Origin of the sequence: Streptomyces griseomycini (assembly GCF_014203535.1) — a bacterium.
Classification (GTDB): Bacteria; Actinomycetota; Actinomycetes; order Streptomycetales; family Streptomycetaceae; genus Streptomyces; species Streptomyces griseomycini.
Genome location: NZ_JACHJI010000007.1, coordinates 381,723 through 408,182, shown reverse-complemented (window position 1 = coordinate 408,182; position 26,460 = coordinate 381,723). Strand labels below are relative to the sequence as shown.

At 74.4% G+C, this 26,460-nt stretch carries 28 protein-coding genes; 12 read left to right on the top strand and 16 right to left on the bottom strand.

Features of this window, described 5'->3' with window-relative positions; all coding sequences use genetic code 11:
• Positions 1-11: 11 nt before the first annotated feature.
• Entirely contained in the window at positions 12-644 is a 633-nt protein-coding gene (locus FHS37_RS22115) for an HAD-IA family hydrolase (protein WP_184823936.1), read from the top strand.
• Here the strand turns inward: FHS37_RS22115 and FHS37_RS22110 are convergent.
• The 11 genes from FHS37_RS22110 to FHS37_RS22060 all read right to left on the bottom strand — a co-directional run bounded on the left by FHS37_RS22110 (position 590) and on the right by FHS37_RS22060 (position 11,675).
• Complete coding sequence (locus tag FHS37_RS22110; protein WP_184823934.1) at positions 590-1,531, bottom strand: GNAT family N-acetyltransferase; 942 nt, start codon at positions 1,529-1,531, stop codon at positions 590-592. The two genes, FHS37_RS22115 and FHS37_RS22110, sit on opposite strands and share 55 nt — an antisense overlap.
• 380 nt (positions 1,532-1,911) lie before the next feature.
• Positions 1,912-2,850, bottom strand: coding sequence for a hypothetical protein (locus FHS37_RS22105; protein WP_184823932.1), 939 nt, complete (start codon positions 2,848-2,850; stop codon positions 1,912-1,914).
• The gene (locus FHS37_RS22100) at positions 2,847-3,494 is read right to left on the bottom strand and encodes a flavoprotein (RefSeq protein WP_184823930.1); all 648 of its coding nucleotides are present in this window, start codon (positions 3,492-3,494) and stop codon (positions 2,847-2,849) included. The genes FHS37_RS22105 and FHS37_RS22100 overlap by 4 nt, the downstream gene beginning before the upstream one ends.
• Positions 3,491-4,819, bottom strand: coding sequence for a M16 family metallopeptidase (locus FHS37_RS22095; RefSeq protein ID WP_184823928.1), 1,329 nt, complete (start codon positions 4,817-4,819; stop codon positions 3,491-3,493). The genes FHS37_RS22100 and FHS37_RS22095 overlap by 4 nt, the downstream gene beginning before the upstream one ends.
• Positions 4,816-6,102 carry a M16 family metallopeptidase gene (locus tag FHS37_RS22090; protein WP_184823926.1) on the bottom strand — a complete coding sequence of 429 codons (1,287 nt, stop codon included), beginning with the start codon at positions 6,100-6,102 and terminating at the stop codon, positions 4,816-4,818. The genes FHS37_RS22095 and FHS37_RS22090 overlap by 4 nt, the downstream gene beginning before the upstream one ends.
• Positions 6,103-6,177: 75 nt before the next feature.
• Complete coding sequence (locus tag FHS37_RS22085) at positions 6,178-6,330, bottom strand: LxmA leader domain family RiPP (protein ID WP_184823924.1); 153 nt, start codon at positions 6,328-6,330, stop codon at positions 6,178-6,180.
• 93 nt (positions 6,331-6,423) lie between these two features.
• Positions 6,424-7,440: a T3SS effector HopA1 family protein gene (locus tag FHS37_RS22080; RefSeq protein WP_184823922.1), complete on the bottom strand. Its 1,017-nt coding sequence runs from the start codon at positions 7,438-7,440 to the stop codon at positions 6,424-6,426.
• 1 nt (position 7,441) lies between these two features.
• On the bottom strand, positions 7,442-8,563 hold the full coding sequence (gene lxmK / locus FHS37_RS22075) for a class V lanthionine synthetase subunit LxmK (protein ID WP_184823920.1): 1,122 nt from the start codon (positions 8,561-8,563) through the stop codon (positions 7,442-7,444).
• Between the two features lie 64 nt (positions 8,564-8,627).
• On the bottom strand, positions 8,628-10,280 hold the full coding sequence (locus FHS37_RS22070) for a DUF6297 family protein (RefSeq protein WP_184823918.1): 1,653 nt from the start codon (positions 10,278-10,280) through the stop codon (positions 8,628-8,630).
• Entirely contained in the window at positions 10,273-10,935 is a 663-nt protein-coding gene (locus FHS37_RS22065) for an ABC transporter ATP-binding protein (protein WP_184823916.1), read from the bottom strand. The genes FHS37_RS22070 and FHS37_RS22065 overlap by 8 nt, the downstream gene beginning before the upstream one ends.
• Positions 10,935-11,675: a class I SAM-dependent methyltransferase gene (locus FHS37_RS22060; RefSeq protein WP_184823914.1), complete on the bottom strand. Its 741-nt coding sequence runs from the start codon at positions 11,673-11,675 to the stop codon at positions 10,935-10,937. The genes FHS37_RS22065 and FHS37_RS22060 overlap by 1 nt, the downstream gene beginning before the upstream one ends.
• 533 nt (positions 11,676-12,208) lie before the next feature.
• On the opposite strand from FHS37_RS22060, the gene FHS37_RS22055 reads away from it, so the two are divergent.
• The 3 genes from FHS37_RS22055 to FHS37_RS22045 all read left to right on the top strand — a co-directional run bounded on the left by FHS37_RS22055 (position 12,209) and on the right by FHS37_RS22045 (position 14,000).
• Entirely contained in the window at positions 12,209-12,826 is a 618-nt protein-coding gene (locus FHS37_RS22055) for a helix-turn-helix domain-containing protein (protein ID WP_184823912.1), read from the top strand.
• A 78-nt stretch (positions 12,827-12,904) separates the two neighbouring features.
• A complete protein-coding gene (locus FHS37_RS22050; protein ID WP_184823909.1) occupies positions 12,905-13,525 on the top strand; it encodes a hypothetical protein in 621 nt (206 codons plus the stop codon).
• A 142-nt stretch (positions 13,526-13,667) separates the two neighbouring features.
• Positions 13,668-14,000 carry a DUF2516 family protein gene (locus tag FHS37_RS22045; protein WP_184824124.1) on the top strand — a complete coding sequence of 111 codons (333 nt, stop codon included), beginning with the start codon at positions 13,668-13,670 and terminating at the stop codon, positions 13,998-14,000.
• Positions 14,001-14,032: 32 nt separating this feature from the next.
• Here the strand turns inward: FHS37_RS22045 and FHS37_RS22040 are convergent, their stop codons facing one another.
• The 3 genes from FHS37_RS22040 to FHS37_RS22030 all read right to left on the bottom strand — a co-directional run bounded on the left by FHS37_RS22040 (position 14,033) and on the right by FHS37_RS22030 (position 17,904).
• Complete coding sequence (locus tag FHS37_RS22040; RefSeq protein WP_184823908.1) at positions 14,033-15,400, bottom strand: PP2C family protein-serine/threonine phosphatase; 1,368 nt, start codon at positions 15,398-15,400, stop codon at positions 14,033-14,035.
• Between the two features lie 330 nt (positions 15,401-15,730).
• Positions 15,731-16,813 (bottom strand): C40 family peptidase, encoded by a 1,083-nt coding sequence (locus FHS37_RS22035; protein ID WP_184823906.1) that lies wholly within the window; start codon positions 16,811-16,813, stop codon positions 15,731-15,733.
• A 242-nt stretch (positions 16,814-17,055) separates the two neighbouring features.
• Positions 17,056-17,904, bottom strand: a complete 849-nt coding sequence (locus FHS37_RS22030; protein WP_221500090.1) for a class I SAM-dependent methyltransferase — start codon at positions 17,902-17,904, stop codon at positions 17,056-17,058.
• Positions 17,905-18,114: 210 nt separating this feature from the next.
• Here FHS37_RS22030 and mshA point away from each other — a divergent pair, with 210 nt between their 5' ends.
• Both mshA and FHS37_RS22020 read left to right on the top strand, forming a co-directional pair.
• On the top strand, positions 18,115-19,455 hold the full coding sequence (gene mshA / locus FHS37_RS22025) for a D-inositol-3-phosphate glycosyltransferase (protein WP_184823904.1): 1,341 nt from the start codon (positions 18,115-18,117) through the stop codon (positions 19,453-19,455).
• Positions 19,448-19,978, top strand: a complete 531-nt coding sequence (locus FHS37_RS22020; RefSeq protein ID WP_184823900.1) for a type III secretion system chaperone family protein — start codon at positions 19,448-19,450, stop codon at positions 19,976-19,978. The genes mshA and FHS37_RS22020 overlap by 8 nt, the downstream gene beginning before the upstream one ends.
• Positions 19,979-20,049: 71 nt before the next feature.
• On the opposite strand, the gene FHS37_RS22015 is transcribed toward FHS37_RS22020, so the two are convergent.
• Complete coding sequence (locus FHS37_RS22015) at positions 20,050-20,871, bottom strand: helix-turn-helix transcriptional regulator (RefSeq protein WP_184823898.1); 822 nt, start codon at positions 20,869-20,871, stop codon at positions 20,050-20,052.
• Here FHS37_RS22015 and FHS37_RS22010 point away from each other — a divergent pair.
• Positions 20,870-21,337, top strand: coding sequence for a DUF2000 domain-containing protein (locus tag FHS37_RS22010; RefSeq protein WP_184823896.1), 468 nt, complete (start codon positions 20,870-20,872; stop codon positions 21,335-21,337). The genes FHS37_RS22015 and FHS37_RS22010 overlap by 2 nt on opposite strands.
• Before the next feature lie 79 nt (positions 21,338-21,416).
• On the top strand, positions 21,417-21,899 hold the full coding sequence (locus FHS37_RS22005; protein WP_184823894.1) for an HAD domain-containing protein: 483 nt from the start codon (positions 21,417-21,419) through the stop codon (positions 21,897-21,899).
• On the opposite strand, the gene FHS37_RS22000 is transcribed toward FHS37_RS22005, so the two are convergent.
• Positions 21,888-22,799, bottom strand: coding sequence for a phosphorothioated DNA-binding restriction endonuclease (locus FHS37_RS22000; RefSeq protein ID WP_184823892.1), 912 nt, complete (start codon positions 22,797-22,799; stop codon positions 21,888-21,890). The genes FHS37_RS22005 and FHS37_RS22000 overlap by 12 nt on opposite strands.
• Before the next feature lie 118 nt (positions 22,800-22,917).
• Between FHS37_RS22000 and FHS37_RS21995 the strand changes: the two genes are divergently transcribed.
• From FHS37_RS21995 to FHS37_RS21980, 4 genes are all read left to right on the top strand, one after another.
• On the top strand, positions 22,918-23,736 hold the full coding sequence (locus FHS37_RS21995) for a hypothetical protein (RefSeq protein WP_229890049.1): 819 nt from the start codon (positions 22,918-22,920) through the stop codon (positions 23,734-23,736).
• A 244-nt stretch (positions 23,737-23,980) separates the two neighbouring features.
• Positions 23,981-24,343: a YciI family protein gene (locus tag FHS37_RS21990; protein WP_184823890.1), complete on the top strand. Its 363-nt coding sequence runs from the start codon at positions 23,981-23,983 to the stop codon at positions 24,341-24,343.
• Positions 24,344-24,348: 5 nt separating this feature from the next.
• On the top strand, positions 24,349-25,602 hold the full coding sequence (locus FHS37_RS21985; protein ID WP_184824118.1) for an RNA polymerase sigma factor: 1,254 nt from the start codon (positions 24,349-24,351) through the stop codon (positions 25,600-25,602).
• Positions 25,599-26,438, top strand: a complete 840-nt coding sequence (locus FHS37_RS21980) for an alpha/beta fold hydrolase (protein WP_184823888.1) — start codon at positions 25,599-25,601, stop codon at positions 26,436-26,438. Before FHS37_RS21985 ends, FHS37_RS21980 begins: the two co-directional genes overlap by 4 nt.
• Positions 26,439-26,460 lie beyond the last annotated feature (22 nt).

Here is a 26,460-nt window from a genome sequence, read left to right as displayed (position 1 = left end):
ATTCAAGGGCGATGACGACCTCGAAGCTCTCCGGCAGACCCTTCGACGCGGTGCTGTGCGACCTCGACAACGTGATCCGCTTCTACGACACGACGGAGCTGACGAGCCTGGAACGTGCCGCCGGACTGGCGGAGGGGACCACCGAGAAGGTGGCGTTCGCGCCGGAGACGGACCTCCCGCTGCTCCTCGGCGAGATCACCGAGGAGCAGTGGGTGGAGTCCATCGTGGCCGGTCTCGCGGATCAGGTGCCGGAGGCCCGGGCGCGTGAGCTGGGGACGGCGCTCGCCAAGGCGCCGTTCCGGGCCGACGACGCCGTGGTCGCCATGCTCCTCCGGGCACGGGCGCACGTGCCCCTGGTGCTGGTGACCAACGCGACCGTGGAGCTGGAGGACGACCTGGTGTCGCTCGGTCTGGCGGACCTCGCGGACCACGTCGTCAGCAGCGCCCGGGTGGGGGTGGCCAAGCCGGACCGGAGGATCTACGAGATCGCGGTCCGCCGGGCGGGGGTCGCCGCGGACCGCTGCCTCTTCGTGGACGACCGGCTCGAGAACGTCGAAGCCGCGACCGCGCTCGGGATGACCGGCCTGCACTACCGCGAGCCCGCCGGCCTCCGCGGGGCGTTGGGCTCCCTGCTGGACGGCTGAGGCAGGCCGGTGCCGCCCGTCCCGCCCGGTGCGAAGTCGTACACTGCCCAGTCGGTGAGCGCGCGGTAGCCGAGGCGCCGGTAGAGGGCGTTGCTGGTGGGGTTGGACAGGTCGGCGAACAGGACGACGTCCCGCGCGCCCGCGGCCAGCGCGGCCCGGCTCACCTCCGCCGTCACGGCGCCCGCGTAGCCGCGGCCGCGCAGGCGGGCCGGGGTGTAGACGACGTCCACCTGGATCTGGCCGCCGATCAACGGGTTCATGCCCGCGACGGAGACGGGCGTGCCGTCCGGGGTCTCCCAGAGGGTGTAGCGCTTGTCGGCGAAGCGCGTGCCGGCCCAGGAGCCGGCGTCGAGGGAGACGTCCTCCCCGACGGCCCCGGCGAACTCGCCGCACCAGAACATGACCTCCTCGAGGTCCTGCTCGCCCAGGACGCGGCCCCGGCCCGCCGGCGGCGGATCCGGTGGGGTGAGCGTGCCGAGGCGGTAGAGGCGGAGCCGCGTGTCGCGGAGTTCCGGCGTCGTCCCGGTGTGCCGCTGCCATGCCTCGGCGAACGCGGTGGCGGTGTCGTGGTCCGCGCTGACGCGGGAAGGGGAGTGCCCGAGGGCGGCCAGGCGGGCGGCGAGGGAGTCGGCCTGCCCGGGCGTGAGCGGGGAGAGGCCCAGGGCACGGGGCGGGAGGCGGTAGAAGGTGGCGCGGACCTCGCCCGCCCGCTCCAGCACGCCGAAGACGGGCGCCTCGGTGCCGAACGCGTCCGCCCCCCGCGTGCGCACCCTCTCGGCCCAGGTCAGCTGCATGACGTGCGGGCCGGGCCGCGAGCGCAGGAAGTCCCCGGCCCGGGCGAGGAAGTCGTCGACGTCTTCGGTGAGGTGCCAGTCGTCCGGTCGCATGCTTCATGGTTCCCCGCGCCGTGGACGCGTGCATCGGTTTTCCGCCGGGGCGGGGAAGCGTGCGGCCCACCCGGCTGCCGTTCTCCACCCCGGGACCGTCGCCTCCGGCCACGGCTCGGTCCACCGCAACCGCCACCCGGTGGACGTCCGGGAGGTGACGGGCTGCCGGATCCCGCCGGCGCGTGTGCTGCGTCCGCGGGACGAGACCGCTGCGGAGCGCGTCTTCGGCGGTGTCCGTCCGGTCGTGCTCGAGCAGCTTCCCGGCCACCCGGGAGTCGACGTCGCCGGCCGGGGCGCCGCCCCGGAGGGCGACGCGGTGCTCACGACGGCCCGGGGGGAACACTGCACCGCGACCCGGGTCGTGAAGGTCCGGGGGAGCGCTACGTCGGTTGCGCCCCGGGAGCGGCAGTCGAAGCCGACACGGCGACGGCGTCCAGAGCGGCTTGGCCCGACGTGTCCACCAGGTCGGGAAGCAGGGCGATGCAGTGTTCCAGGCCGTCGGCCCAGCCCACGTACGTCGCGTAGTCCGCGACGTGGACGACGCTGCGCAGGCCCGCCGCGAGGCGGAGGGGGGCGATGTCGTCGGAGGTGAGGGGGCCGTAGCCGGCGAGGAGGGCAGTGGCCAGGGTGGCGAAGAGCGGGGCGTGAGCGGGGCCGGAGAGGCGGGCCATTTCGGCCAGCTCGCCGATGAGCCAACCGGTGTCGAAGGCCGCCGGGCCGTGGGAGAGGGTCTCGCCGGTGAGGAGGACGGCGTGGGTCGGTGCGGGGCACGGGATGATCAGGCCGACCGAGGGCTCGCCGTGCAGGAGTGTGTGCGGGGGTGCCGAGGCGGGGGTGACCAGGACGTCACACCAGGCTGAGAGCTCGCGGAGGCGGGCCGGGCCGAGGACAGCGGTCAGGCGGTGGTGGGCGTGGTCGTCGGCCGAGCGCAGCCAGCGGGCCAGACGGGTCACGGGTGGGGGGACGGGGGCCGGGCCGGCGAGGACGGGGCCCTGGGCGTGGAGGGAGCGCAGGGCCCGGCCCGTGTTCGTCATGGCCGGGCTGAGGGGTGCACCGTGTGCGGCGTCAGCCGTCGGAGGCCAGAGCAGGTGGCCGAGGGACAGGCCGCCGGCGACCCGGTACTCGTATGCGCCGTCCTTCGCGAGCTCGGCCGGTGCCAGTCCGGTGTCGGTCGGCAGCGAGGGGAGGGAGCGGGCGGGAACGCCGTCCCGGAGGACCTCGCGGCGCCAGAGGTGGTGGTCGCCGGACCGGTAGACGCGGGTGTGGAGGCGGCCCGTGCGCATGTCGCGGACGGGGGCCGCGGGCTGGACACGGTTCACGCCGCCTCCGCCTGCAGCGCCGTGTGCCTGGCCTGCAGCTGTTCGACGACCGTCGGCATGGGCGGTGGTACGGCGGCGTCGTCGCGGCCCGTGGTGATGCTGCGGCCGGGGACGGCGGGGACGACCACGACGTTCTTCTGCGCGGACAGGGTGGCCAGGTGCGTGCGGACCCTCTCGCTCTGGTCGGCACCCGGGGGGAGGCAGGGAGCGACCGCGACCGGGGCCTGGAGGCACTGCAGGGCGAGGAGGACGGGGGTGTCGGCGATGCCGGTGGCGTACCGGCTGATGAAGTTCACGGTGGCGGGGTAGACGAGCACGGCGTCGGCCCACTGTGCGAGCTCGACGTGGAGGGCGCCGGTGCCCTCGTCCCGCGGCCACTCGTCGACAAGGGTTTCGGAGCCGCTGAGGGCCGTGAGGGCCTGGCGGGTGACGAAGCGCTCGGCGCTGCGGGTGATGACGGTGCGCAGGGCGAGCCGGGGGTAGGTCATCCGCAGCCAGCTGACCCAGGTGGGGAGCTGCCAGGCGTGGAGTGCACCGGTGCCCACCAGGAGCAGGCGTTCGAAGCGGAGGGCCGGGGCGGGGGTGGCGAAAGGATTCGCCGCTTTGGGGGTGCCGGGCGCGCCGGGTGTCTGGAAGTCGGTCACTGTGAGGTCCCTCCGGAGGCGAGGACGGTGGCGTCGCCGACCACGACGCAGGACGTGGGGCCGGGGCCGAGGAAGAGGCGGGCGGCATCCGTCACCTCCGCCGTGGTGACGGTCCGCAGTCGGCGGGCGTAGCCCTCCGCCCAGTCGAGGGGGATGTCCCAGCAGCACAGCGTCGAGAAGAACTGGGCGAGGGCGGCGGGGGAGGAGCGCAGCGCGGCGAGCATGCCGAGCAGGTAGCGGCGTGCGTTCTCGACCTCGGACGGCTCCGGTGGCCGGCTCGCCATCCGGGTGCACTCCGCGCGCAGTTCGGACAGCACCGTGCCGGTGGCGGCGGTTGCGCAGGTGCCTTCGAGGAGGATGCTCTGCGTGCCGAGCATCTGGTCGAAGAAGGAGACCACATGGCAGGAGAGGCCGAGGCTCTCCCGTATCCGCCCCATCAGGCGGGAGGAGAAGTACCCGGCGAAGACGGCATTGGCCAGGGCCAGTGCCGCGTACCGGTCGTCGTGCCAGGGCACGGCCGGGAAGGACATGAGGAAGTGTGACTGAAGTGCCCCCGGGCGGTTGACGACCTGGTGGTCCTTCGGGGCGGGCAGCGGCCCGGTGACGGGGGAGGGCGCTTCGGCGGGCCGGGCGCCGGTCCCGGCGAACGCGGCTTCGGCCAGGTCCAGTACGTGGTCCGGAGGCAGGTCTCCGACGATGACCAGGTGGGCGCCGGGCAGGCGCAGCATGTGCTGCCTCGCCGCTTCGACGTCGGCGGTGGTGAGGGAGGCGATGACGTCCGGCGCGGGCAGTCCGGCGAAGCAGCCGAGCGCACCGAACCGGTTCCTGTAGAGCGCGTTGCGTGCCGTCGCGGCGGGGCTGGCGGCCAGCACGGGTGCGCGCTGCGCCAGGCGGGTCCGGGCGAGCGCCACGCGGTCGGCCGAGTCGGTCCGCCCGGTGAAGGGGAGGGTGAGCTCGCGCAGGAGGTCCGCGAGGTCGGCCGCGTCGGCGTGGGTGGTGCTGATGAACCACTCCGCCGTCCGGGCGGACCGCAGTTCGTGGTCGGTGCCGCGCAGCACCGCGTCGGCCAGCAGTTCCGCGAGCGCCGACTCTCGCTGCGTGGCCGGTGTGTACGGCTGCTGCAGCTGGACCTCCACGGTCGCCGCGTGACGGTCGCGCACGGCGACGGCGCGCAGGCCGCAGTCCAGCGAACGCCACACGGCGGCAGGCAGGTTGATCCGGTCGTCGGATCCGAGCGGGGGCAGCGGCCGCGGTGCGGCAGCGGCCGCCAGGTCGGCGGGGCTGCGGTAACGGGCGGGTGCCGGTAGTGCGCGGAGGCTGCTCATGCGGCGTGGTCCTGCGGTGGAGGGCCGATGGTGAGGGCGGCGGGGTCCTGGGCCACGAGCCGGCCGGCCGCGGTGGCGACCTCGGCGGGGTCCACCTGCGCCAACAGCGCCGGGACCTCGGCGACGAGGTCGGGCCGGCCGTGCAGCAGGGCGAAGGCGCCCAGGGCGCGGGCTCGCTGGAGGGGCTCGGCATGGCGGCGGGCCCAGCCCAGGCGCAGCAGGCGGACCGCACGGACGAGTCGGTCGGGGTGTGGGCCGTCCGCTGCCAGCGAGGCCAGCTCCCGGTGGACGAAGGCGGCCAGCCACCGGGGATCCTGGCCGTCGTGGTGGACGGTCACGACCAGGGAGTCCGGGTCGAGCGCGTCGAAGGGGGCGAAGAAGCCGCACTGCACCTTGACCGAGGTCACGTCGAGCCGGTGGCCTCGGGCGGCTTCGGCGAGGCCGCCGGGCGCGTCCCCGGTGAGCAGGCCGGCGAGCACCACATGGGCGGCGTACCCGAGGGGATCGGTACGGAAGGACGGCAGCCGGAAGCCGAGGGCGGTGGCGTGCACCGCGGTCCGGCCGTCCACGACACGGCGCAGGCGTGCGGAGCCGGGCGGCGGCTCCGGCAGTTCGGGTGCGGCCGCGGTGTTCCGCGCGGGCACGGCACCGAAGTACCGCGCCACCAGACGGGAGACGTGCTCCTCGGGGAGGTCCGCGACGACCGTGAGCACGGCGTTGGACGGGGTGTAGTAGGCGTCGAAGAAGGCGGCGCAGTCCTCGACCGTCGCGCGCTCGAGGTCCTCGAAGATGCCGTATCCATTGTGCGAGTTCGAGAATTTCCGGTACATCACCCCGGGCAATTCGGTCCAGGGGAAGCCGCCGAAGGGACGGTCCAGGACATTGCGCCGGACCTCTTCCTTGACGACCGAGAGCTGGGTGCCCAGATTCTGCTCCGTGAATTTCGGTGCGGCCATGCGGTCCGATTCCAGGAACAGGATTCTTTCGAGTGCTGATTCCGGTGCGCTCTGATAATACTCGGTGTAATCCTGCCGGGTCGAGGCGTTTGCTGTTCCGCCTGATCCCTGGAGCACGGAAAAATGTTGCGACGGGGCTATGCTCGCGCTCCCCTGGAACATGAGGTGCTCGAAAAGATGCGCAAATCCGCTACGGCCTTCCGGCTCGGAGCGGAAGCCCACCCCGTAGTGCACGCTGACACACGCGAGGCCCTTCGGGCCGTGTCGGTCGTGGACCACCCGGAGGCCGTTGGGCAGCACGAACTCGGAGGGAGACAGGTCGGTCATCTACTGCCTTCCGCGTGGCGCGCTCCGGGCCGGGATCCGGAGACCCCGGCCCGGAGCGCCGGCCAGTCGCCTGAATCAGCAGCCGAAGATGGCGCTGACGGTGATCGCGCAGCCCTGGGAGGAGGTCACGGTGCTCGTGATGGCCGGCGCCTCCGAAGCGTCGGCGGCGGCGACCTCCTCGGTGCTGGCGTAGGCGGAGTAACCCTCGAAGAGCTCAACGGCGTCCATGGGAATCACCTTCCGGTCGGCATTTGTGAGCGAGATGTCGCACGAAAACGATCTCCGCGCGCAATGTGATGCTTACATATTCTCGGGGAGGGGTCAATGGGAAAAGGGGAGGCTGGGGGAATTTGCATTCCGGTGCGGTGCGGAGGGGTCAATTCCTGATTCGGTCAGCCGCGTGAGCACATGCGTGTGCACGCGCGAGAGGTCGCCGTCCGCCGCCGCATCCACGATTCCTTCGGCGATGGCGAGACTGCGGTGCTGGCCGAAGCTGCCGCCCGTCCGGCCCGGCCGGGTGTCGTCGGGCTCCCACGCCATGGCCACACCGGGCGCGAGGGTGTGCGCGAAGGCCGAGGTCTCCTCTCCGACGTCCGCCCTGGGCACGGCCTCGACGACGGCGGGGACGGCATGCCAGGCCGCGGCGCCCAGGTAGACCACCAGCCCGTCGCGTCGGGGCAGCAACTTCCGGCTGGATGTGATCTTGGACCGGTACGGGACGCCCAGTGCCTCCAGGCAGCCGAGCACCGCGCTCCAGACCCGCACGGCCGCGTCAGGGTCCGTCAAGTGGATGTACAGCCGCAGCAGCGGACCGGGACCGCAGCTGCCCCGGGAGCCGTCCACGAGGAAGAAGCCGGGGGACAGCCGAGGTCGCGCGGTCGGTATCCGCAGGACGGTGTCCCCGGCCCCGGACGGGGTGCCCACGAGCTCGGGCGGGGCCGCGTCCGGCAGCCGAACCCGTACGCCACCGACCACGGCCACTCGGCCGGGACCGGGGTGCCGGCCGACAGGGCCGTCGAGCAGGCGGGCCGCGACCGGCGTGGTCGCATGCGGCACCGCCTGGGCCAAGGGGCCCTCCAGCACCGGGTCGCGGTGCAGGATGCCGGGCTTGTCGCCGAAGGCGTGCCCGGCATGGAAGACCTCGTACAGCGCGGTGCCCAGGCGCTGGCGCAGGCGGCGCGGGCGGTCCGCCGTCACCTCCCGGTCGCCGAGGCGTACGCTCGTCCCGTCGGGTGACAGCGAGACCGAGGCCAGCACCGCCGTGAGGGCCGGATCGAGCACGACGGGCGGTTCGGGCGGCACGGGCACGGCCTGCGGTGCTTTCTCGACGACGGTCATCTCATCCCTCCAGGCCTATGGCCTTGGTGAACTTCTCCGGCCTCAGCAATGCCGTCCGGCCGATCCCCGAGGCGGCCCGGTTCATCGTGTCCAGGCTGGACTGCTGCTCGGCGGAGGCGATCATGCGGTCGATCAGGTGCCAGCCGGCGAACGCCGTCGCCCGGGTCGCGACCTCGTCCGCCTCGCTCCCGGACATGCCGCTCGTCTCCCGGTACCCGGCCCAGAAGGCGGTGTTCTTGCCCCGCAGGCGAGCCAGTTCGCTCACCCCCCGGTCGACGATGTCCTGGTGCGAGAGCTGTGCCCGCTCCGCCGAACCCGCGGGGATGCCGAGCACCGCCCGGTACAGCCACTCCCCGGCGAAGCTGCCCACGTCCCGGGCCGGGTCGGCGAGCCGGAACTCCTCCCAGTCGCACACGTACAGGCTGTCGCCGTCGTGCCGGAGCAACTGGTCGAGCCGGAGGTCGCAGTGCGCGGGGACCTGTGCCACCGAGCGCTCCCGCGCACGCAGTCCGGCCAGCGCCGTCCGCAGCTCGCCGTCGTTCTGCAGGAGGCGCCAGGCGTCGAGCATGGCCCCGCTGGACAGCACGTACGTGGTCAGGGGGATGGCCTCCAGGAACGCCAGCGGCGGCAGCATCGGCGGTGAGGTGTCCAGGGGGCGCGGCGCACGGGCCGCCGCCCGGTCACCGACCGCGTGGAGGCTGCCGATCGCCCGACCCGTCCGGTACGCCATCTCGTCCGGGAACGTCTCGTCCTCGGCCAGGGCGTTGCCGGTCTCCGAGCCGCGCAGCCAGCTGAAGGCGATCAGCAGTTCCGCCTCGTCGAAGCCCAGCAGCCGTGGCGTGCGCAGCTCCGGGACCGGATGGGCCGCGGCGAACTCCTCGAAGTCCCGCATGCGTGCGAACCGCTGCCGCGCATCCGGCTTCAGCGGGTCCACCTGCTTGACGAAGACGTCCACACCGGCGTCCGTCGTCCCCGTCACGCTCTGGTTGCTGCCCAGCGGCGTGGTGGTGTCCGGGCCGGCCAGGGCGCCCAGCCCGAGCCGGTCCAGCAGGACGCCCACGGCCGCCGACGCGCCGAGCCCGGCGGCCGGGGCCGGAGCCCCCGCCACGGTGTTCACCGTCATAACCGTGTTCCCCCATCGAAGTCATTCGGTCAAACGAACCCGCGGAGCACGGAGCCCGGCGGACTCACCGGCCGCGCACGGTCTTGCGCGCTGTCACACCGGCCCACCAGGCCATCCCCGCCCCCACGGCCAGCGGCCACAGCAGCCCCGCTGCACCCGTCTCCGCTCCGCGCACCGGACCGTCCACCACGGCCAGGCAGCCCAGCGCCACCAGCGGTCCCCGTGCCTGCCACAGCAGCGCCGCGAGTGGCCCCGTGTCACCCAGCGGCGTCATCGAACCGATCATCAGATGCACGGGGACGACGCCCCGGTACGCGCTCACCAGCGCGGCACCGACCAGCGCGGGCACCAGGGCGGGCAGGACCAGCAGCCGGTCCGACCAGAGGCCGGCCCCCGCGGCCGCGGCCGCGCCCAGCGCGAACAGGAGCAGCAGCCCCGCGGCGGGCACCAGCCCGTGTCGCAGCGCCAGCACCCGGGCGGGCCACGGCAGGTGCGCCGAGCGCCGCACGTCGTCCGTCTCCAGACGGGCCGGTTCCACCAGTTGCGCCGCAGCCAGGTATCCGGTCGGCAGCGTCATCAGCAGGACCGCGGTCGGGGCGTCGTCCAGGCACAGCAGTGCGACGGCCGCGGCCGCCCAGACCGCCGCCCACGCCGGTCGCCCCGGCGCACGCAGCAGCGCGGTCGCGTCCCGCCACGGGACGAGCAGCCACGTCCGGCGAGGGAACGGCAGACGCACGGCGGACCGCACGCCCCGTGGCCGGGTGGCCCGTACGGCCGCCCGTGCCTGGCGCAGGTCCAGGGAGTAGAGGGACGCCTGCACCCGTAGCGCGGTGCCCGCCTGCGTCCGCAGCACCCGGGCCGGGATCCGTGCGGCCGCGTCGGCACCGGCCCGGCCCACCGTGACCAGGACCAGGGCCGACAGCGCGACCCCCGCCCAGCCGGCGGCCGCCGGCACCTCGCCGGCCACTGCCGCCAGGGGCAGCGCGGCCCAGCCCCACGGCCCCGACCAGGGTGCGACCGACTCCGCGGCCCACGAGCCGCGCGCCAGCGAGACGACGGCCGGCAGCCACAGGACCGCCACCACCGCCCACGCCGCCCGCCGGATCCAGCCCCGGCGGCGCAGCCAGGTGTCGCAGTGGCGCTGGACCAGGGTGGCCAGGGACGTCCCGGCGAAGCCGGCCGTCCCGCCCGTCATCGCTCCCGCGGCGGTCGCGGCCCACCAGGAGCCCGCTCCGAGGGCGTGCAGCAGGAACCCGGCCACCGCGCCGACCGCAGTCGCGATCGCCGTGGTCGTCACCGACGCCGCGACGAAGCGGGGCAGCAGGAGGGCGCGGCGCAGCACGGGCTGCGGCAGCAGCCACGACAGAGCCGCCCGCTCCAGCAGCACCGGCCCCTGCCACATGGCTCGCCCGGCCAGCAGCAGGACCACGGTGGCCAGTACGGCCGGCAGGGTCGTCGGCAGCGCCGACAGCAGCCGCTCGGCCACCGGTCCCCGCAGCCGGCCGTCCGCGCCGGCCCGTGCCGCGGCGACCAGCAGGGGGACGCCCCAGATGCCGAACAACAGGACCGTGCAGTACAGCGTGTAGGCGAGGCTCTTGCGCCGCTTCTCGCGCCGTCCCGCCCGGAGCATACGGAGCCGGGCCAGCACCGCGTCCGTGCGGTGCGCGGCGTCGGCCTCGTTCGCGGTCCGCGCCGGAGGCGTCATCAGCTCAGCCACCGGACCCGCCCGCGACGAGCAGGCCCTCGCCGGACACGGTGTACTCGGCGTCGGCCACGGCGTCCGCCAGCTCCCGGTTGTGGGTCGCGAGGAGGACCGCCGTCCCGGCGTCCTTCGCGGACCGCAGCCGCTCGGCCAGACGGCCGCGCGCGTCCGCGTCGAGCCGCTGCTCCGGCTCGTCCAGGAGGAGCAGCTCGGCGGGCCGGACGAACGCCTGCGCCAGCGCCATCAACTGGGTCTGCCCGGAGGAGAGCTGATGCGGAAGCGCGTCGGCGCGCTCGGTGAGGTGGTGCTCGGCCAGCACCTCGTCCACCGCGTCGGCCGACCCGTCGCCCAGGCCGTGCGCCAGAGCGACGAGCATCAGGTGTTCGCGGACACTGAGATCCGGATAGCCCACCCCGCTGTCCAGGACGGCGGCGACGGTGGCCCGCACGCTCCAGTCGTCCTCGTCGACGGCCGTGCCGCGCAGCGTGACGCTCCCCGACCGGGGGACCTCCTGTCCGGCGGCGAGCCGCAGCAGGGTGGACTTCCCCGAGCCGTTCTCGCCGAGCAGGGTGACGCACTCGCCCGCACCGACCGTCAGGTTCACGCCGTTGAGGACCGCCCGGCCGTCGTATCCGTGCCGTACGTCCGTCAGCTGCAACAGGGCGCTCATTACGCCGCGTCCGCCACCTCGTAGACCGACACGTGACGCTGGCTGCCGGGACCGTAGGGCTCCTTCCCCCAGCCCGCGTACCGCTCGACGAGCCGCAGACCGGCGCACCGCGCCATGGCGTCGATCTCGGCGGGCCAGGCGTAGCGCAGTGCGGTGTGGGCGGTGCGCGTCGGGCCCTCGGCCAGCAGAGCGAAGATCAGGATGATCAGCTGCTGCGACTGGACCACATGGCTGCTCTCCAGCATCACCGTGCCCGGACCGAGGAAGCGGGTCGTGGTCTTCTCGCCCTCCTGCCGGTGGTACGGGCTGGGATCGAAGGCTTCGAGGACCACCCGCCCACCGGGGGCGAGGTGTTCCCGCATGGCGCGCAGACAGTCGATCTGCTTCTCCTGCTCGGGCAGTGAGAAGAAGGTGTTGAGCGCCATCAGGACGACATCGTGCTGCCGGCCCGTGGTGGTGGTGAGGAAGTCACCCTCGATGGCCTTCACCGTGCCGTCGGGGTCCCGCGCAGCGAGGTCGGCCAGCATGCGGGCTGAGGAGTCGATGCCGTAGACGTCCACCCCGCGGGCGGCCAGCGGCACGGCGAGCCGTCCGTTGCCCACGCCCAGTTCCAGTACGGAGCCGTCGGACGGGCAGAGCGTCGAGACGAACTCCACGGTCTCGGCTGTGCCGGAGAGCGCGTCGGGGTACATCTGGTCGTAGATGTCCGCGAGCAGATCGTCGTATGCGTTGGTCCCCATGCCGACCGACCCTAAGCGCCCCCCTCCGACGAGGATCAAGCGTGAAAGATCAATCTGACTGGAAACGACCCGCCGGCATCGAACGAAGGTTCTGGCGCTTGAGGTGGCTGTTCGGCAGGTCGAAGGGGTGCGTCCGGCCTGGAGCAAAGGCTGAATTCCGCCCTCGGTCCGCGGGTTGCGCGCGTGCGCTCCCGGGGACGTGCGCACGCGCCGGGTCGGGTGCCCGGGTCTCGGCGGGACTCCCGGGACGGCCGTCTCCCCCCGGTCCGTCCGTTCCGTCGTGGCCCGCCTGCCGCTGGAGCGCCACGGGGCTGTGCGTCCGCCGTCCCGCACCCTCGATCCCCTGCCCGACGAGACGCTGACCGGCTGCGTCCTTCGCCTCGCGTGGGACGCCCGGCCGGACGGGAGGGCCGCGACAGGTGCCCTGCGAGCACGACCCCTCTCGTGCTCGGTCTCAGGTGCCGGTCCACCCGGCGGCGCACTCCTGCAAGCGGATGCTTGCAATAGTTAGCAGGGTGGGGCAAGGTGGAGGCATGGCATCGCTCAACGTCGGCAATCTCGGTGAGTACCTGCGCGAGCAGCGGCGCAGCGCGCAGTTGTCGCTGCGGCAGCTCGCCGACGCCGCCGGGGTGTCCAACCCGTACCTCAGCCAGATCGAGCGCGGGCTGCGCAAGCCGAGCGCGGAGGTGCTGCAACAGGTCGCCAAGGCGCTGCGGATCTCCGCCGAGACGCTGTACGTCCGGGCCGGCATCCTCGACGCCGAGCGCGACCGGGACGAGGTCGAGACACGGGCCGTCCTCCTCGCCGATCCCACCCTGACCGAGCGTCAGAAGCAGGTGCTGCTCCAGATCTACGAGTCCTTCCGCAAGGAGAACGGGTTCGGGGGCGCCGAGGACGGTGAGGTGACGGCCGAGGCGACCGAGGCGGCCGAGACGACCGAGGCGGCCGAGGTCCCCGACGCCGTCGGCGGGAGCGACCGTGCGGGGGACGACGCCCCGGACGGCGGTGCCGCGATACGTCGGAGCCGCACGGCCGGCGGCGGTGCGTCCGCCGGGCGCCGCGGCTCCGTGGGCAAGGGCGGTACGTCCGCCGAACGCCGTCCCCGCGGGGACGGCGGCAGCGACACCGGTCCGCGGCGGACGGCCGACTGAGCCGGACCAGGGCACCGTCCGCCCGCCGCGGACCACACGAACCCTCAGCCGAACACGACATCCGGGAGGACCATCACCATGGCCATCACCGACGACCTGCGCAAGACCTTCACCGACCCGACCCCGCTCTACTTCGCCGCCGGCACCGCCGACCTCGCCCTGCAGCAGGCCAAGAAGGTGCCGGCCCTGGTGGAGCAGCTGCGCGCCGAGGCCCCGGCCCGCTTCGAGGCCGTCCGCGCCACCGACCCCAAGGCCGTCCAGGAGAAGGCGACCCACCGGGTCCGGGAGACGCAGGAGACCCTGCAGGCCAAGGTCGGCGAGTTCTTCGGCTCGCTCGACACCGACCTGAAGAAGCTCGGTGAGACCGCCCAGGACCTCGCGCTGCGCGGGGTCGGCGTCGCCGCCGAGTACGCGGTCAAGGCCCGGGAGACCTACGAGAAGGTCGCCGAGCACGGCGAGCAGGCCGTGCGGACCTGGCGCGGCGAGGCCGCCGAGAGCATCGAGGACATCGCCGTGGCCGTCGAGCCGGCCGCCGACGCACCGAAGCCCGTGTCCCGGCCCGAGCCGGTCGGGGCCGAGGACGACGGGCCCGCCGCGAACGGTGCCGGGTCCACCGAGGCGAGGAAGCCCGCCGGCGCCAAGAAGGCCCCGGTGCGCAAGCCCACGACGGCGAAGAGGACGACCCCGCCCGCAAAGTGAGCGACGGGACGGGACCGGTCGGCGGAACCGGCGGGCCGGGCACTCTCGCGGTGCCCGGCCCGTTGTCCGGATAGCCGGCCGGCGGTTGCGGGTACGGTGACCGCGTAGGGACGAACCGAGCCGGGTGGTGGACGTTGTGCTGATGCAGGGCTTCGCGGGTTTCATGTGGCTGCTGAGCATGGCCCTGATCCTTTTCAGCGGTTTCGCGCTGATCGACGCCGCCACGCGCCGTGAGGACGCCTACCGCGCGGCCGACAAGCAGACCAAGCCTTTCTGGCTGATCGTCCTCGCCCTCGCGTTCGTGGTGAACCTGATCTTCAACATCCTGTCGTTCCTGCCGATCATCGGGCTGATCGCGACCATCGTGTACATGGTCGACGTCCGTCCCGCCCTGCGCGGCCTCCCCGGCGGCGGGCGCGGCCGCAGGGGCTCCAGCAGCGACGGCCCGTACGGTCCGTGGAACGGCGGCCGGTAGGCCGGTAGGAAGCGGGCGGGCTCCCCGCCGGGCTACGGCGCGCGGTCCAGCAGCAGGACCGCCACGTCGTCCGTCAGCTCGCCCCCGTTGAGGTTCCGGACCTCGTGGACGGCGGCCCGCAGCAGCTCCTCCCCGTGCAGGCCCTCGGAGAGCTGTCGGCGGACCATGTCCACCATGCCGTCCTGGCCGAGCCGCTCCCCGCTGCCGCCGACCCGGCCCTCGATCAGGCCGTCGGTGTAGAGCATCAGGCTCCACTCGGCGCCCAGCTCCACCTGCATCCGCGGCCAGCGGGCGCCGGGCAGCAGGCCCAGCGCCGGGCCGTTGTTGTCGTACGGCAGCAGCCGCGCGGGCAGGCCCGGGCGGACGAGCAGGGGCGACGGGTGACCGGCCAGGCACAGGCCGGCCCGGCGGCCGTCCGGGGCGATGTCGACCGTGCACAGGGTCGCGAAGATCTCGTCGTCCGCGCGTTCGTGCTCCAGCACCTGCTGGAGCGTGCCCAGCAGCTGGTCGCCGCACAGCCCCGCCAGGGTCAGCGCGCGCCAGGCGATGCGCAGCTCCACGCCGAGGGCGGCCTCGTCCGGGCCGTGGCCGCAGACGTCGCCGATCATGGCGTGCACGGTGCCGTCCGGGGTGCGGACCACGTCGTAGAAGTCACCGCCGAGCAGGGCGCGCGAGCGGCCGGGGCGGTAGCGGGCGGCGAAGCGCAGCGAGGAGCCCTCCAGCAGGGGGGTCGGCAGCAGGCCGCGTTCCAGGCGACGGTTCTCCTGGGCGCGCAGGCGCCCCTCGGCGAGCCGGCGCTCGGCCGACTCGGAACGCTTGCGCTCCACCGCGTAGCGGATCGCCCGGCTCAGCAGCCGGCCGTCCAGTTCGTCGCGGACGAGGTAGTCCTGGGCGCCCACCCGTACCGCCTCCGCGCCGCGCTCGGTGTCGTCGGCGCCGGTGAGGGCGAGGACGGCGTGCCGGGGTGCCAGCTCCAGCACGTGCTTGAGCACGGCGAGCTCGTCGTCCCCGCCGCCCGCCCGGCCGGGCGCGGGCAGCGCGAGGTCGAGCAGGATGCAGTGGACGTCGTCGGTGAGCAGCCGCTCGGCCTCGGTGAGGTTGCGGGCGGTGCGGACGCGGATCGGCTTGCCGGCCTGGTCGAGCAGGTCCGGCACGATCGGCGAGCCGACGGGGTCGTCCTCGATCAGCAGCAGTGTGAGGTTGGTGGGGGCGGTCGCCTCGGCCCTGTCCGGCGCGGCGCCGGACGTGTCCGTGGTGCGTTCGGACGGGGCCGCCGCGCGCGGGGCCGTCGCCAGGGCCTCCGCGGAGTCCTGGGTGGAGCCGCCGTTCGGCGGCGCGGCCGGCGCCTGACCGCCTTCCGCGGCCGGGAGCGCTCTCTGCCGCGGTACGGATGCGGGCATTGTTCCGGGTTCCTTCCCTCCCCCCGAGGGCACGGTGGGGGCGAGGGATCTCGGCCCTTCCCTGGACTCGCACGCTTGTGCGAGCGGGATGCCCCTTCGAACCGGGACGATAGCGGGTGACGGCGCCGCAGCGGAATGGTGTGACGCACGCCGGTCGGTCGTCGGCCACTGTCATATGCCGCGTTTGCTACCGCAGTTGGACAGGCCGGAAACACCGGGGGGATGACGAACGTCACGCCGGTGGGGGGTCCGGCGCGAGATCCACGTGGGCCGGGTCACGTGGCCCGGGTCACCGGGCCGTCGATCGGGGCGGGGTGCCCGCCCCGCCGCTCAGTTCGCGTCCGGGCGCACCACTCCGAGGATCGGCATCGACCCGGCCCCCGCGACCGTCACCGTCCGCCCCGGGCGCGGGGCGTGCACGATGGAGCCGTCCCCGATGTACATCCCGACGTGGCTGGCGTCACGGAAGTAGATGACGAGGTCGCCGGGCCGCATGTCCTCGACGTCGACCTTCTTCAGCTGCTGCCACTGCGCCTGCGAGGTGCGCGGGATGCCCCGCCCCGCCGACGCCCAGGCCTGTGAGGTCAGCCCGGAGCAGTCGTACGCCTTCGGGCCCTCGGCGCCCCACTGGTACGGCTTGCCGATCTGCGCGGTGGCGTACGCGACGGCCTTCTCGCCCCGTGCGGTGGCCTCGCCCCGGATCTCGTCGAGGATGCCGGAGCCCAGCCAGGTGGCCTGCGCCTGCCGGGCGGCCCGCTCCTCCAGCCGGGCCAGGCGCTCCCGCTCCTCCTTCTCCAGCTCGGACTCGAGCTTCTCGGCCGCCGCGATCTGCTTCTCGATCTTCTTCTGCGCCTTGGCCTTGGCCTTGCGGCCCGCCTCCAGCTCGCGCCACTGCGCGTCGGCGTCCTGGGCGTACTGCTCCAGGTCCTCCTGGGTCCGGGTCAGTTCGCCGAGCAGCCCCTTGGTCGCGTGCGCGCCCTGACGCACCCGGTCCGCGCCGTCCAGGAACTCCTGCGGGTCCTCGCTCAGCATCAGGTGCGCCTCGGGCGGCAGTCCGCCGCCGCGGTACTGGGCGGCGGCCGCGGCGCCCGCGCGCTCCTTCAGCCCCTCCAGCTTCTCCCGGCCCTCGACGATCTTCTTGGCCAGCCGGACGATCTCGGCGGACTGCTTCTCCGCCTTCTCCTCCGCGTCGTTGTACTCGTCGGTGGCGACGGCCGCCGCGCGGTAGAGCCTGTCGAGCTCCTTGCGGACGGCTTCGAGTTCCTCGTCGGTGGCGGCCGGGGCGCCCGCGCCCGCGCTCGGGGACGGCGGGGGAGCGGGACTCGCGAACGCCGTACCCGGTGCCGCCAGCACCGTGACCGCACAGACCACGGCCACGGCCGCCGTGATCAGCCCGCGCTTGCCCGTCCGCATGACTCCGCCCCCCATCTGGTTAACCACCAGTAACATTCGGTCGCCCGGGGGATGCTGCCACGTCGGCGCGCGAAACGACAGACCCACCCCTTTCCGTCGTCCCCTCCCGGTACGGCGATCACCCCGCAGATGTGACGAACGACTCGCGGAGACCGTTCCCACCCGCCCGGTGCCGCCCGGTGCCGCCCGGTGCCGCCCGGTGCCGCCCGGTGCCGCCCGGTGCCGCCCGCACCGCCGCCGGATCAGCCCCGCGGCGCCAACGCCTCCCAGCGCACCGTGACTTCGCCCTGCCGCCACCGCACCGGCCCGTCCGTCACCGGCCAGTGGGCCGCGAGGTCCCGCACCGCCCGGATCCAGCGCTGCCGGGCGCCGTACGAGGCGTAGGGCGCGGCGGCCGCCCAGGCGCGGTCGAAGTCGCGCAGGAAGGCGTGCACCGGCTCCCCGGGGACGTTGCGGTGGATGAGCGCCTTCGGCAGGCGTTCCGCCAGGTCCGAGGGGCGCTCCAGCGAGCCCAGCCGGGTCGCGAAGGTGACCGTGCGCGGCCCTTCCGGCCCGAGGGCGACCCACACGTGCCGGCGCCCGATCTCGTCGCAGGTCCCCTCGACCAGCAGCCCGCCGCGCGAGCCCGTCGCCGGGTCGGCCGGCGCGAGCCGCGCGCACAGCCGCTGCCACACGGCGGCGACCTCCGCCTCGTCGTACTGGCGCAGCACGTTCGCCGCGCGGACCAGCAGCGGCCGTCCGGGGACCGGGACCTCGAAGCCGCCGTGCCGGAAGACCAGCCCCTCGCGCTCGTACGGCCGCGCGGCCGCGACCCGGGCCGGTTCGATCTCGACGCCCACCACGTGCGTGCGGGGCGCCACGGAGCGCAGTCGGTGCAGCAGCTCCACCGCCGTCCAGGGGGCCGCGCCGTAGCCGAGGTCGACGGTGACGGGGTGCTCCGCGCGGCGCAGCTCCGCGCCGTGCACGGCCGCGATCCAGCGGTCCATGCGGCGCAGCCGGTTGGGGTTGGTCGTCCCGCGCGTCACCGTGCCCACGACGGGGGTCCTCCCGCTCGAGGGGAGCCGGGGGAGGGCGGCGGCGCGGACGGTCATGCGTACGAGGGTAAGGGGGCACCCGGAGCGGGCCGCCCGCGGACGTCACGCGCCTCCTTCTCGAACGGTTGAGCGACGGCCGGTAATGATTCGGCAAAAACACGGTCCCGAGGGGGCGTCCGGAAATGGGAACGGACCCTTCCGGTGTTGACGTCCCACAGGGCCCGCAGGCCCTCCGACAGCCCTGCCCGCAGCGAGGAGGAACGCCACGTGAGCCAGTACATCGCGAGGCTCGGGCGGCGCTCCCCGGCAACGCCCCCACGGCTGCGACTGCACCGCAGGCAGCCCCGCCGCGTGGCGATGCTCTCCGTGCACACCTCCCCGCTCCACCAGCCGGGCACCGGCGACGCCGGGGGCATGAACGTCTACATCGTGGAGCTCGCGCAGCGCCTCGCCGCGATCAACATCGAGGTCGAGATCTTCACGCGCGCGACCACGGCCGCCCTCCCGCCCACCGTCGAGCTGGCCCCCGGCGTCCTCGTCCGGCACGTCGACGCCGGCCCCTACGAGGGACTCGCCAAGGAGGAGCTGCCCGCCCAGCTGTGCGCCTTCACCCACGGCGTGATGCAGGCCTGGGCCGGCCACCGCCCCGGCCACTACGACCTGGTCCACTCCCACTACTGGCTCTCCGGCCACGTCGGCTGGCTCGCCGCCCAGCGCTGGGGCGTCCCCCTGGTGCACGCCATGCACACCATGGCCAAGGTCAAGAACGCCAACCTGGCCGACGGCGACACCCCCGAACCGGCCGCCCGCGTCATCGGCGAGACCCAGATCGTCGCCGCCGCCGACCGGCTGATCGCCAACACCGCCGGGGAGGCGGACGAACTCGTCCGGCACTACGACGCCGACACCGGCAAGGTCGCCGTCGTGCACCCCGGCGTGAACCTGGCCCGCTTCCGCCCGGCCGACGGCCGCGCCGCCGCCCGCGCCCGCCTCGGCCTGCCGAGGGACGCCCTGATCCCGCTCTTCGCCGGCCGCATCCAGCCCCTCAAGGCACCGGACGTCCTGCTCCGCGCGGTCGCCGTCCTGCTCGACGAGCGCCCCGAGCTGCGCTCACGCGTCTGCGTCCCCGTCGTCGGCGGCCCCAGCGGCAGCGGCCTCGCCAAGCCGGAGGGCCTGCAGAAGCTCGCCGCGCGCCTCGGCATCGCGGACGTCGTACGGTTCCACCCGCCGGTCGGGCAGGAGCAGCTCGCGGACTGGTTCCGCGCGGCGTCCGTCCTCGTCATGCCGTCCTACAGCGAGTCCTTCGGCCTGGTCGCCATAGAGGCGCAGGCGGCCGGCACCCCGGTGCTCGCCGCCGCGGTCGGCGGCCTCCCGGTGGCCGTACGGGACGGGCACACCGGCTTCCTGGTCCAGGGACACGACCCCGCCGCCTACGCGCGCGTGCTGCGCGACTTCGCCGACCACCCGCACCTCGCCGACCGGATGGGCGAGGCCGCCGCCCGGCACGCCCAGTCCTTCGGCTGGGACACCGCGGCCGCCGCCACGGCCGACGTCTACACGGCCGCGCTGCAGGCGCACCGCCGTCGCGTACGCTCCCACCATGGCTGACATGGCGGCGGAGGCGACGGAAGCGGAACAGCGGCGGGCGGCACGGGTCGTCGAGGGCGTCCTGGAGGACGCCGAACTCGAGTGGGAGAGCCCCGCGTCCGGCACGTACGTCGTGAAGCTCCCGGGCACCCGGAAGCTGTCCACGACGGTCTCCCTGATCGTCGGCCGGCACACGCTCTCCCTCAACGCCTTCGTCATCCGCCACCCCGACGAGAACGAGTCAGCCGTCCACCGCTGGCTCCTGGAGCGCAACCTCAAGCTCTTCGGCGTGAGTTACGCCGTCGACCCGCTCGGCGACGTCTACGTCACCGGCCGCCTCCCGCTGCCCGCCGTCACCCCGGACGAACTCGACCGGCTCCTCGGCCAGGTCCTGGAGGCCGCCGACGGCAGCTTCAACACCCTCCTCGAGCTCGGCTTCGCCTCCGCGATCCGCAAGGAGTACGCCTGGCGGGTGTCGCGCGGCGAGTCGACCCGCAACCTGGACGCGTTCACGCACCTGCTGGAGCGGCCCTCGGGCGAGTGACGGCCGTGCAGGCCGCGGACACCGGCGTCACGGTGACGGCCCCGCCGGCCGGTGACCCGCTTCCGCGGGGTTCACCGGCCTTCCGCGCGGTAACGGCCCGGCGTGACCCCGACCAGCCTCCGGAAGTGCCGGGTCAGGTGGGCCTGGTCGTAGAACCCGCTGGCCGCCGCGACCGCGCTCGGTGACCCTCCCTCCAGGAGCAGCCGCCGGGCCCGCCCCACCCGCCTGGACGTCAGGTACTGGTGCGGCGCGATGCCGTAGGCGCCGCTGAACGCCCGTACCAGGTGCGCGGGATGGGCCGACAGCAGCCCGGCCGCCTCCCGCAGGCCGATCCCCTCCACCACCCGCTCGTCGAGCAGCTCGCGCAGCCGCCGCGCGAGGACGGGGTCCCGCCGGGGCGTTTCCGTGACGGCGCCCCGGGACCGCAGGTGGGCGCGCAACCGCTCCCCGACGAGCGTCAGCCGGCTCTCGGCCTCCAGCTCGTCACCGGGCCGCACGAGCGCGGCGTGCACCTGCCCGACCCGCCGCCGCAGCAGGGGGTCGGGCAGGTCGGGCCGGTCGACGGCGGCCCCGATGAGGGAGTCCTCGAGGTGCGTGCCGTCGAGGTACAGCACCCGCTTGCGGAAGCCGTCGGAGGTGGCGGGGGAGCCGTTGTGCGGGACGTGCGGCGGCAGCAGGGTCACGGTGTCGTGCGGGGTGCCGCGCTCGTGCCGGTCGAGGTCGTACCGCACGGCGCCGTCGTCGACGATGAGCAGCGTCCAGGCGTCGTGGACGTGCATCGGGTAGGCGTACTCGGTGAAGCGGGCGTGGAAGACCTCGACGACGCCCGGGACCCGGGGCCGCCAGGCGGACACGGCCGTCCGCCCGGGACGCTCTGCGGCCGCGGCGGTCATGCAAACAACGTACAAGACGCCCCCGCGCCCCGGTCGGCAGTCTCGGGGCATGAGCACACGCTTCGACACGAAGATCGCCGTCCTGCTGCGCGAGGACCTGGAGTCCTGGCAGCGACTCAACGTCACCGCGTTCCTGGTCAGCGGGCTGGGCACCGGGCTCCCCGAGGTGATCGGGGAGCCGTACGAGGACGCGGACCAGGTGCCCTACCTGCCGATGTTCCGCCAGCCGGTGCTGGTCTTCGAGGGCACGAAGGAGACCCTGAAGGCGGCGCACGCCCGGGCGCTCTCCCGCGCCCTGCCGCGCGCGGTCTTCACCGGCGACCTGTTCGCCACGGGCCACGACGAGGCCAACCGCGCGGCGGTCCGCGCCGTGGGCACGTCGGACCTGGACCTGGTCGGCCTGGCGATGTACGGCCCGAAGAACGCGGTGGACAAGGTCCTGAAGGGCGCGCGCATGCACCCGTGAGGCGTGGAGGCCCGAAGACCTGGAGCCCCAGGTGCCCGGAGGCCTGTGGAGCCCGCGGGCCTCGTGAGACGGTGTCCGGGTGACCGCGCCCCGCCCGATCCTCTTCCTGGACGTGGACGGCCCGCTGATCCCCTTCGGGGCCGCCGCGCGAGGGCCGCTCGTGCACGGGGGAAACCCCCTGCTGGGCCGCCTCGACCCCGCCGTGGGCCCCCGCCTGCTCGCCCTGCCCTGCGCGTTGGTGTGGGCGACGACCTGGCTGGACGAGGCGAACACCGCGATCGCCCCGCGGCTCGGCCTGCCGAGCCTGCCGGTGGTGGACCGGCCGGAGGACGACGCGCCCGCACCGCGCGGCCTCCACTGGAAGACGCGCCCCTTGTCGGAGTGGGCCGGGCACCGCCCGTTCGTCTGGCTGGACGACGAGATCGGAGCGATGGACCGCCTGTGGATCGAGTCGGCCCACCCGGCACCCGCCCTGCTGCTCCGGGTGGACCCGGCGAGGGGCCTGACGGAGGAGGACCTCACCGTGACGGAGGAGTGGCTGAGCCTGCTCTCACGCCGGTGACGGGGCGGCGTGGGCCGGACGCGGGTCGCCGTGGAACACCTGGGCGGTGTGCCAGGCGCGGTGGCGTGCCGCGACGGGGGCGGCGCCCGGCTGCGGGCCGACGAGGGGCCGCCCGGAGAGTTCGGTGACCTGGACGCGGGCCGCGGGGCTGTGCCCGACGAAGCGCTGCGACACCAGGACGCGGTCCCCCTCGCCGACGCCGAGGACGCCCTTGTCGAAGAGCTTGTGGTGCAGCGAGCACAGGCACAGCCCGTTGTCGACGTCGTCCGGGCCGTCGAACGCCCACCAGCGCACGTGGGCGGCCTCCAGTCCGACGGGCACCGCCCCGATCCGGCCGTCGTAGCCGCAGAAGGCGCACCGGTACTCGTAGGCGGTGAGCACCCGTTCCCGCATCCGGGGGTCCCGCTGCCTGCGGGCGACGGAGAGCCGTTCGGAGACGTCCGGCTCCGGCTCCGGGACCAGGCCGACGGCCTCGCACAACTCGTCGTGCAGCGAGGGCGGGAAGTTCGCGTCGAGCAGCACCTGCGCCATCCGGCCGAGCAGTGACGGTTCCCGCCGCAACGCCGCCCGCAGCTCCGGCACGAGCCGCCCGGCGGCACCGGTCGCCCGCAGTTCCCGCACCCCGGTGCCCGGGCTGCCGGCCCCGCGGTCGGTCCGCACCTCCCACACCCCGTCGCTGACCAGGTGGTGGAACGGATAGGCGGGCGACGTCCGGTGGGGCGGTCCGTACTCGGCCAGCAGCCGCTTCAGGTCCTCCTCCACGGCGCCGTACCGCAGCGCGCCGTCGTCCTCCCGCTGGAACCGGCCGAGGGCGTACAGCAACAGCAACGGCTTGTGCGGAGCCCGTACCGCCCCCTTGCTCCACTGCCTCAACTCCGCTGCGCGCTCGACCCAGTTCATGCCGGTGATCGTAGTGACGCCCGACAGCCCACCCAGAGGTCCAGAGGTCCGGTGGCCCAGTGGTAACGTCACGCTCTTCGCCAGGCCCCTGTGCGGAGTCCCCGTGGCAGGTCGCACCGTGTCCGATTCCCCCGACGCCGTCTCCCCCGCCCCCGTCGACCCGTACGCGCTGTGGCGGGACGCGCTCGCCGAGGCCGACCGGGTCTTCGCGTCGCCCCCCGCGCTCGACCGGCCGGTGGGCGGCTGCACGTACTGCACCCCCGAGTCGGACCTGCTCCTGCTCGGCGGCGATCCCGCCGCCGTGCCGGACGACGTCCTCGGGCACTTCACGCGCGAGACCGTCGACCACTGGGACGGGGACCAGTACCCCGTCCTGTGGCGCCGCCTCATGCCCCGTGCCCTGCGCTCCTGGGGCCCGGACGGCCAGGACGCCGACCCGTCCCTGGAACTCGGTCACCTCGCCGGGTACGGGGCCGGTCTGGCCGGCTGGCCCGCGCCCGAACGCGCCGCGGTCGAGGGGGCGTTCCGCGCGCTGCTGGCCCTCGCCCTGGTCGACGGGCGCCCCGCGGGGGACGTCACGGACCTGGTGGAGGGCATCGCCCACGCGACGGGCGACCTGCGGCCCTGGCTGGCCCACCTCGCCGCCCTCCCCGGTCCCGCGGCGGACGCCGGCCTGGTCCGCCTCGCCTTCTCCTGGGCGACCGACCTGCTCTGGGAGGACCTCGACTTCACGTGGTGGTACGACGGCGACCCCGGGGCCATCGCCGCCTGGCTCCCCACCCAACGCCCCCGCATCGCCGGCTTCGCCGCCCGGCACCCGCGGTGCAGGACCGCGTCGGACACGCTGACCGCGATCGACCGCCTCGCCGCCGGCGACCACAGCCCGTGGGCGTACCCGTACGGCGTGCGGGAGTGCCTGAGACAGGCAGACTCCTGAGCGCCCCGGCGGCCGTCCGCGCGACGGCCCGCCCCGGACAGTGGTCTGACGCGGGGTCAGGACATAGGTTGATCGCGGACGTGGTCCGGCTGCCCGGCCGCTCACGGGCTGGTCCGGGTTCGTCCGGGCGGCCCGGGAAGAACCCCGGAGAAAGGTGTCGTCGGATGTCGAGGACCTGCCCACCGCTCCGACTGACGGGTGACGGCGCGCCGACGGGGTGCGCGGGAGAGGGAGGACACCCGAGATGAAGTACGTCGCGATGATCTACGGCAACCAGGCCAAGTGGGACGCCTTCCCGGCCGAGGCGTGGCCCGAGGCGATCGCCCGGCAGGAGGCGTTCAACCGGAAGTACCGGGAGAGCGGCGAGCTGCTGGGCGCCTACGGCCTCGCGGACGCCGCCGCCGCCCAGCTGGTGCGTCGCCGGGACGGCGCCCCGGTGGTCACCGACGGCCCGTACCTGGAGACCAAGGAGTACATCGCCAGCTTCTGCCTGCTGGACTGCGAGAGCCTGGAGCGGGCGCAGCAGATCGCCGCGGACATGCCGTTCGCCGACGCGGAGCCGGTGGAGCTGTGGCCGGTGCTCCACGAGTCCGCGGCGGACGCGTGAGCACCGTGCCGCGCCAGGTCGAGGACCTGCTGCGTGAGCTGGCGCCGCAGGTCCTCGGCACGCTCGTGCGCCGGTACGGCGCCTTCGACGCGTGCGAGGACGCAGTACAGGAGGCACTGCTGGCGGCGGCCGTGCAGTGGCCCGAGGCCGGTGTGCCGGACAGACCGCGCGGCTGGCTGGTCACCGTCGCGTCCCGCAAGCTGGTCGACCAGGTGCGCAGCGACGCGGCGCGCCGCCGCCGCGAGGAGGCCCTCGCCCTGGCCACCCCGCAGTCCGCGCTGCTCGCTTCCGCCGCCGACGCCGTGCCCGCCGCGGACCGGGACGACTCGCTGGCCCTGCTGTTCCTGTGCTGCCATCCGGTGTTGTCCACACCGAGCCGGATCGCGCTGACCCTGCGCGCGGTCGGCGGCCTGACCACCGCGCAGATCGCCGCGGCCTTCCTGGTCCCCGAGGCGACCATGGCCCAGCGCATCAGCCGCGCCAAGGCGGCCGTCGGGAAGGCCGGCGGTGCGTTCGCGCCGCCCGAGGGCCCGGAGGCCGCCGAGCGGCTGGCCGAGGTCCGGCACGTGCTCTACCTGATCTTCAACGAGGGGTACACGGCCACCGACGGCACGGAGCTGACCGCCCCGGAACTCTCCACCGAGGCGGTCCGGCTCACCCGGCTGCTGCACCGCCTCGTGCCCGAGGACGCCGAGACCGCGGGCCTGCTCGCCCTGATGCTGCTGACCGACGCCCGCCGCCCGGCGCGTACCGGCCCGCACGGCGAGCTGGTGCCGCTGGCCGACCAGGACCGCGGACGGTGGGACCGTTCGCTCATCGCCGAAGGCGTCGAGCTGATCAGCCGTACCCTGCCGCGCGGCCAGGCCGGTCCCTACCAGGTGCAGGCGGCGGTCGCCGCCGTGCACGACGAGGCCGAGCACGCCGACGCCACCGACTGGCCCCAGGTCCTCGCCCTGTACGACCTGCTGGAGCGGTTCGGCCCGAACCCGATGGTCACCCTCAACCGTGCCGTCGCCACGGCCATGGTCCACGGGCCGGACGCCGGCCTCGGCCTGCTGGCGGAACTGGAGCGCGACAAGCGCCTGGCACGGCACCACCGGCTGCTCGCCACCCGTGCCCACCTGCTGGAGCTCCTGGGCGAACGGGAGGCCGCCGCCCACGCCTACCGCGAGGCCGCCCGCCGCACCAGCAGCGCCCCCGAGCGCCGCCACCTCACCGGGTGCGCCCACCGGCTGGACCGGTCGGAGGTCCCGGCATGACCTGGACCGAGAACACCGTGGAGCGCGACGGCGTGCGCCTGTCCTGCCGCGACTGGGGCGGTTCGGGCCCGCCCGTCGTCCTGCTGCACGGACTGGCCGGCCACGCGGGCGAGTGGGACGCCCTCGCCCGTGACCTGAGCCCTTCCCACCGGGTGGTCGCCGTCGACCAGCGCGGCCACGGCGCCAGTGAACGCCGTCCGCGTGACGTGTCCCGCGCGGCGTACGTCGCCGACGTGGCCGAGGTCTGCCGGCGACTCGGCCTGCACCGCCCCGTGCTGGTCGGCCAGTCGCTGGGCGGCCACACCGCCCTGCTCACCGCCGCCGCCCATCCCGACCTCGTCCGCGCGCTGGTCCTCGTCGAGGCCGGCCCCGGCGGCCCCGGTCCCGGCGTCCAGGCGGAGATCGGCGGTTGGCTCGACTCCTGGCCCGTGCCGTTCCCCTCGCGCGAGGCGGCCGTCGCCTTCCACGGCGGCGGGCCGGTCGGCGAGGGCTGGGCCGCGGGGCTGGAGGAACGCCCCGACGGCTGGTGGCCCCGCTTCGACCGCGACGTGATGGTCGCCTCCCTGGCGGAGAACGCCCGGCGCTCCTTCTGGGACGAGTGGGCGGGCGTCACGTGCCCGACCCTGGTCGTGCTGGCACAGTCCGGCTTCCTCCCGCCGGAGGAGATCACCGGCATGCTCGCCCGCCGACCGGAGACGACGGCCGTCTCCGTCCCCGGCACGGGCCACGACCTGCACCTGGAGCAGCCGAGGGTCCTGGGCCGGCTGGTCCGGGGGTTCCTCGACGGGGATGCCGCGTCCGGCCGGGAGCCGTTCCGCGCGGGGTGCCGGTCGTAGGGCCCCGCCGACGCCCGTGGCG